The sequence below is a fragment of the Streptomyces sp. NPDC007905 genome (assembly GCF_042959345.1).
Lineage (GTDB): Bacteria > Actinomycetota > Actinomycetes > Streptomycetales > Streptomycetaceae > Streptomyces.
Genome location: NZ_JBIBKS010000026.1, coordinates 111,163 through 117,842, shown reverse-complemented (window position 1 = coordinate 117,842; position 6,680 = coordinate 111,163). Strand labels below are relative to the sequence as shown.

The window sequence follows — 6,680 nt, the reverse complement described above, 5'->3', positions numbered from 1 at the left end:
GCGCGACGGCGCAGCTCAAGCGGGTAACGGGAGGGTCGTGCCATGACTCAATCCTTTCACGGAATCGAGTCTCTACCTGACACGGGGCGGTTCACGGGCAGGTCCTGGCTTGGGACGATGACGGACAGCCGATGGTCCTGGGAACGAGCGGCCTGGTCCGGGCCTGGCAACTCGATGGCTTCGACGGGTTACGCCACGACAACTCCGCGACCATCGGGGCGGTCCCGGGCGGGGGATGGCTCATCGACTGCGCAGACGCCGAGGGGAACACCTGGACAACGCCGATCCTCGCCTGGACGGTGCGCGCAGAGGGTACGGCGAGGCCCATTTCCACCGACCGGGACGGAGTCACGGCGATGCCACCGAGGGCCTGGCCGAGTACCGGATCCACCACCCCGATGAGAGTTGAGGCCAGCTGACCACCACGAGCCCCCGAGCACATCGCCTGCCCGCGTAGAGCGTCCAGACGGCGCGCCAAGGGGCCCGGGGTCCGGGGCGGGAGGAGTGAGGGGCCGGTCAGTCCGTGCCACGACGGATGAGGCCGTGCTCCCGAACGGGGGGGATCGGGAGCACGGCGGCCCGGCAGCCGGTACGGGGGGACGGCCACCGGGAGACAAGAGGCAGGGCGCCAGCCCGGCAAGCATAGTTGAATCGCCAACGACCAATTCACCCGCACCCGCAGAGCCCCGGAACAGGCAGGCGCTCACGGTCCGTCACCGCTACGTGCGATGTGCCATCTTCGTGGCAGTGATCCAACTGGGGATGTACCAACCCATGACAGCCGCGGAGTCGCGAAGTACCACCGCTGTGTCAGTGGCAAGCTCCAGTCACGGGCCAACGAGCAGCAGGAACACCGTTTCCCCCACTCAACCGTGGCTGACACAACCCCACTGACACGAAGCCGACACATCGCAGCTGGGCGGGCTTCTCATGCACGAAAGGCTGAGCAAGAAACAGTCGCCTAGGCTCGGGCCATGAGACCCATAGACGCAGGGCTTGCGCACGATCTGGCCCCTACCGGAGTGCTGCGCGCGTCCATCAACCTCGGCAACCCGGTCCTTGCTCAAGGCACCCCCGACGAGCCTTCCGGGGTCACTGTTGAGCTTGCCCGTGAGGTTGCCGCACGTTTGGCTCTGCCGGTGCAGTTCATATGCTTCGATGCGGCCCGCAAGTCGTACGCCGCGATGGCCGAGGGCCACGCCGACCTGTGTTTCCTGGCCGTGGACCCGGACCGCGAGAAAGAAGTCGCACGCCGTACGTGCACATCGAGGGGGTGTACGCGGCCCCAGTGAACTCGGCGTTCGTCTCTGCCGACGACGCGGACCAGGACGGAGTGCGCATCGGCGTCAAGCGGGGTTCCGCGTACGACCTCTACCTGAGCCGCACCCTGCGTCACGCCACCGTGGTGCGCGGCAACGAGGGGGTCGACGCCTTCCACGCCGAGGGCCTGGACGTGGCGGCCGGCATCCGCCAACCTCTGACCGCGCACGTTTCCCAGCATGCCGAACTGCGCCTGCTGGAACCCGCGTTCATGACGATCCGACAAGCCATGGGTACCACGAAGGAGCGGCATCCGAAGACCACACAGTTCCTCAGCGAACTCGTGACCGAGCTGGTGGCGTCCGGATTCATCGCCGAGGCGCTGCGCCACTCCGGTCAAGACCCGACGTTGACAGCCTCTCCCGCGGTTTGAGGCCGGCCTGTACATCGACAGGGCTGCCGTGACGACGGAACAGCTCTGACGGGGCTGAGCATGGGGGGCCTGGCTCCGCGGGCCGCGGCCTTCGAATGCCGCAGTGCCTGACGCCGGGAGGCGGAACGGCTCTGGGGGTGAGCTGTCGGAGTCCGTGGGAATGCCGGTGCGGCAACGGATCGCCCCACATGGTTTCCGGCGATCCGGTGGGAGCAGGTCACCGTCGGTGCCGCTGCCCATGGCCCAAGCCGCGTCACCTCACTCCGAGAGCCAGAGCACCGCATCTTCGATGCCGAGGCGGTCCCGGTCGCTCGCCGCGGTCCACAGCCAGCTGTCCGGCCCGGCCGACCGGGCCTGCGCCCACCGCGCCGGAACCCTTGTGCCGGCCTGCCGGCTCTTTTACCGTGAGTGCCACGCATGCCGACCGGTTGGTATGCCGAGCCGAGTTGGAGGCCGTCGTGATGGACAGCGCGCGTGGGGAGGAGTATCTGGCCCGCCAGCAGCGCGTATGGCCCGCCTCGGTGCCGAGGGTGGTGTACCCGCTCGGGCAGCGGCCGCTCACCCACCACCTGGTGCACTGGGCCCAGCGCCACCCAGACCGCGTCGCGATCACCTTTTACGGCGAGCAGATCACGTACGCGACGCTGAAGGACCTCACGGCGCGGCTGTGCGGCTGGCTGCAGCGCGGCGGCGTACGCCCCGGGGACCGCGTCGGGGTGTTCCTGCCCAACTGCCCGCAGTTCATCGTCGCCATGCTCGGCATCCTGCGCGCCGGAGCTGTGCACGTCCCGGTGAACCCGATGTTCCGGGAGCACGAGCTGCGGCACGAGCTGGCCGATGCCGGGGGGAGGTTCTGATCGCTCTTGACACCCTGCGGCCGCTGGTCGAGGCGGTGCGGCCCGACAGCGCCGTACGGAGCGTGCTCGTCACCAGCCTCGTGCTCGGCACGGTCGACAACTACGTCGAGCTGATGGAGCAGCCCAGCCTGCCCGGGACCGACCTGTCCAGCCTGGCGCAGCCGCGGGCCATGTCGTTCGTGCGCAAGTTGACGCCTGCGATCCGGGCCCGGTGGAGCCCCCTGGTCGGGGAGCACAGCGTGCTGCAGGAGGCGGCGTACGGCATGACCGAGACTCACACCGCGGACTCCTTCACCGCCGGTTTCCAGGACAGGGACCACGACCTGTTGGCCGAGCCGGTCTTCTGCGGACTGCCCGTGCCGGGCACCGAGTTCATAGTGGCCGACGGGGAGAGCGCCGAGCCGCTTCCGCTGGGCGAGCGCGGCGAGATCCTCGTACGCTCCCCTTCTCTGCTCATCGGATACTGGCGACAGCCGGAGGCCACCGGACGGGTTCTGCGCGACGGCCGGCTGCACACCGGCGACATCGGGGTGATCGACGAGGACGGGTGTCTGCACTACCCCGGCCGCAACAAGGAGATGATCAAGGTCTCGAGTATGAGCGTCTTTCCGTCCGAGCTGGAGGCGCTGCTGGCCCGGCACCGGGATGTGCTGACCGCGGCGGTGGTGCCGATGGACGATCCCCACCGGGGCCAGGTGCCGCTGGCGTTCGTCCACGCCCGCTCCGGCGCCGCGCTTGACGCCGAGGGCGTGCGCGCGTGGGCGCGGGCGAACATGGCCCCGTACAAGGTACCCGTTGTGATGTACGTCGACGCCCTGCCCATGACGACCACCGGCAAGGTGAAGAAGGGCGAGCTGCTGGAGAAGGCCGCGCGCATCGCCGCGCCCCCCGCACCTGCATCGCCGGCCAACGCCGACGCATACGGAAAGGACCGGTGACGATGGGTCTGGCCAAGCTGCTGGTTGCCAACCGCGGCGAGATCGCGGTACGGGTGATCCGCGCCGCCCGCGAGCTGGACCTGCTGACCGTGGCGCTGCGCTCCCGCGACGAGGCGGACGCGCTGCACGCACGCATGGCGGACGAGACCGTGGTGCTCGACGGCGAGGGGCCGGGAGCGTTCCTGGACGCGCCGGCCCTGATAGGCGCGGCGGTGCGCACGGGCTGCGACGCGGTCCACCCCGGCTACGGGCTGCTGGCCGAGAACGCCGGCTTCGCACAGGAGTGCACCGACGCGGGACTCACCTGGGTCGGGCCGCGCCCCGAGGTGCTGCGGACGCTCGGCGACAAGACCGCCGCCCGTGAACTCGCCACGCGCCTCGGCGTGCCGGTGCTGCCGGCGACGTACGGCGACACCGGCATCGAGGAGGCGCGTGCGTTCATGGCCGGCCTCGGTGAGGGTGCCGCGGTGATGGTCAAAGCGGTCGCCGGCGGCGGCGGCCGTGGCATGCGGACGGTGTACGAGGCCGGGCAGTTGGAGGAGGCCGTCCGGCGCTGCCGTTCCGAGGCCTCGCACGCCTTCGGCGACGGGGCTGTCTACGTCGAGCAGTTGCTGCGGCGCGCCCGCCATGTCGAGGTGCAGGTGCTCGGCGACGGTACGGGCGCCGTCGTCGGGTACGGCGACCGCGACTGCAGCCTCCAGCGGCACCGACAGAAGATCGTTGAGATCGCGCCGGCGCCCGACCTCGACGAGGCGGTGCGGGCCGGGCTGCACGACGCGGCGCTGCGCATGGCCCGGAAGGTCGCCTATGCCGGTCTCGGCACGTTCGAGTTCCTCGTGGACACGGCCGATGGCTCCCAGGGGTTCTACTTCCTCGAGGCCAACCCGAGGATCCAGGTCGAACACACGGTCACCGAGGAGATCACCGGCATCGACCTGGTCAAGGCCCAGCTGCGGGTGGCCTCAGGTGAAACCCTCGACCGCATCGGGGCGGGGCAGGCTCCCGCTCCCCGCGGCTGCGCGGTGCAGGTGCGGGTCAATGCCGAGACGGTCCACCCCGACGGGACGGTGCTGCCCTCCGCCGGCACGCTGGAGGTCTTCTGGCCGCCCACAGGTCCGGGTGTGCGCGTCGACACCGCTGCGTTCCCCGGCGGTCAGGTCAGCCCGCGCTTCGACTCGCTGCTGGCCAAGCTCGTCGCCCACGACGGATCCGGCAGCCTGTCCGACACCCTCGCACGCGCCCGCGGCGCCCTGGCCGAGCTGAGAGTCGAGGGAGTCAGCACCAACGCCGAGGTGCTGCGGCGGCTGCTGGAGGCGCCCGAGGTCGTCGCCGGGCGGCTGCACACGGCGCTCGTCGACGAACTCCTGCCCACACTCATACCCCAGGAAACTGGCCCAGAGAAGGACGCGGAGGTCCCCGACGCTTTCGAGCCGCAGGGCAAGCTCACCGTCACCAGCCCGATGACGGCCACGGTCGTCGACGTCGCCGTCGCCGAAGGCGAGCGCGTACGGGCCGGAAGCACGCTGGTGGTCCTGGAGTCCATGAAGATGGAGCACCTTCTCCGGGCGCCGGGCGACGGCGTGGTCGTCGCCGTACGGGCGGAGCCGGGTGATCTGGCCGAGCGCGGTCGGCCGCTGGTGGTGCTGGAGGCCACAGGCGTGGCGGACGGTGAGCCGCGGTCCGAGGAGCGGCTGGACCTGGAGGCCCCACGCGCCGATCTGGAGGAGGTACTGGCGCGCAAGCGGTTCGGCGACGACGCCAGCCGCCCCCAGATGGTCACCCGGCGGCATGCCGAGGGGCGGCGCACCGCCCGCGAGAACATCGCCGACCTGTGTGATCCGGGCAGTTTCGTCGAGTACGGCCGCCTGGCCATCGCCGCCCAACGGAGCCGTCGGTCCATCGACGACCTCATCCGCCGCACCCCCGCCGACGGCCTGGTCGGCGGGGTGGGCACGGTGGGGGCCGACCGGTTCGGCGCTCGAGCCGCCCGTGTAGTGGCGATGTCCTACGACTACAGCGTGATGGCCGGCACACAGGGCATGAGGGGCCACCGGAAGAAGGACCGGCTCTTCGAGTTGGCCGAACAGGCGCAGCTGCCCGTTGTCCTGTTCGCCGAAGGGGGCGGCGGCCGGCCGGGCGATGTGGACGGCACGGTGGTCTCCGGGCTGGACTGCATGGCCTTCGCGCTGTTCGCGTCCCTGAGCGGGAAGGTGCCGCTGGTCGGCATCGGCTCGGGGCGCTGCTTTGCCGGCAACGCCGCGCTGCTCGGCTGCTGCGACGTCATCATCGCCACGCCCGAGGCCAACATCGGCATGGGCGGCCCGGCGATGATCGAGGGCGGGGGCCTGGGCAGCTTCGCCCCGGAGGACATCGGTCCGGTCGAGATCCACCGGGCGAACGGCGTCATCGACCTCGAGGCCGAAGACGACGCGGACGCCGTCCGGCTGGCGCGCACGTACCTGTCGTACTTCCAGGGCCCGGTGGCGGAATGGGCGTGCCCCGACCAGCGCCGGCTGCGCCACCTCGTTCCCGAGAACCGGCGGCGGGCGTACGACGTGCGTGCCGTCATCGACACCCTCGCCGACGCCGACTCCGTCCTGGAGCTGCGGCGGCACTTCGGACGCAGCGTCATCACCGTTCTGGCCAGGGTGGAGGGCCGCCCGTGCGGCATCCTTGCCAACGACCCGCGGCATCTGGGCGGCGCCATCGACTCCGACGCGGCCGACAAGGCGAGCCGCTTCCTGCAGCTGTGCGACGCGTTCGGGCTGCCGGTGGTCTCCCTGTGCGACACACCTGGGTTCATGGTCGGCCCCGAGGCGGAGAAGACCGCGACCGTCCGGCATGTCAGCCGCATGTTCGTACACGCCTCGGCGCTCACGGTGCCCTTCGGAGTGGTCGTGCTGCGCAAGGGCTACGGGCTGGGCGCACAGGCCATGGCCGGCGGCGGCTTCCGCATCCCCCGGTTCACGGTGGCGTGGCCTACGGGCGAGTTCGGGCCGATGGGCATCGAGGGCGCGGTGCGGCTGGGCTACCGCCGGGAGCTGGCGGCCATCGAGAACGCGGACGAGCGCGAGCGGGAGTTCGCCCGCATGGTCGCGGCCGCCTACGAGCACGGCAAGGCCCTCAACGTCGCATCGGCCTTCGAGATCGACGACGTCATCGACCCGGCCGAATCCCGACGCTGGATCAGCA

The 6,680-nt window shown here is 70.7% G+C and carries 4 protein-coding genes; all 4 read left to right on the top strand.

Annotation, left to right across the window (positions count from 1 at the left end; genetic code table 11):
- Positions 1 to 1,258: 1,258 nt before the first annotated feature.
- Positions 1,259 to 1,693, top strand: coding sequence for a hypothetical protein (locus ACFZDC_RS35045; protein WP_391330180.1), 435 nt, complete (start codon positions 1,259 to 1,261; stop codon positions 1,691 to 1,693).
- 404 nt (positions 1,694 to 2,097) lie between these two features.
- The gene (locus tag ACFZDC_RS35040) at positions 2,098 to 2,550 is read left to right on the top strand and encodes an AMP-binding protein (RefSeq protein ID WP_391330178.1); all 453 of its coding nucleotides are present in this window, start codon (positions 2,098 to 2,100) and stop codon (positions 2,548 to 2,550) included.
- 62 nt (positions 2,551 to 2,612) lie between these two features.
- Positions 2,613 to 3,488, top strand: a complete 876-nt coding sequence (locus tag ACFZDC_RS35035; protein ID WP_391330176.1) for an AMP-binding protein — start codon at positions 2,613 to 2,615, stop codon at positions 3,486 to 3,488.
- Positions 3,489 to 3,490: 2 nt separating this feature from the next.
- A partial coding sequence (locus ACFZDC_RS35030; RefSeq protein ID WP_391330174.1) for a carboxyl transferase domain-containing protein occupies positions 3,491 to 6,680 on the top strand: 3,190 nt, incomplete at its 3' end.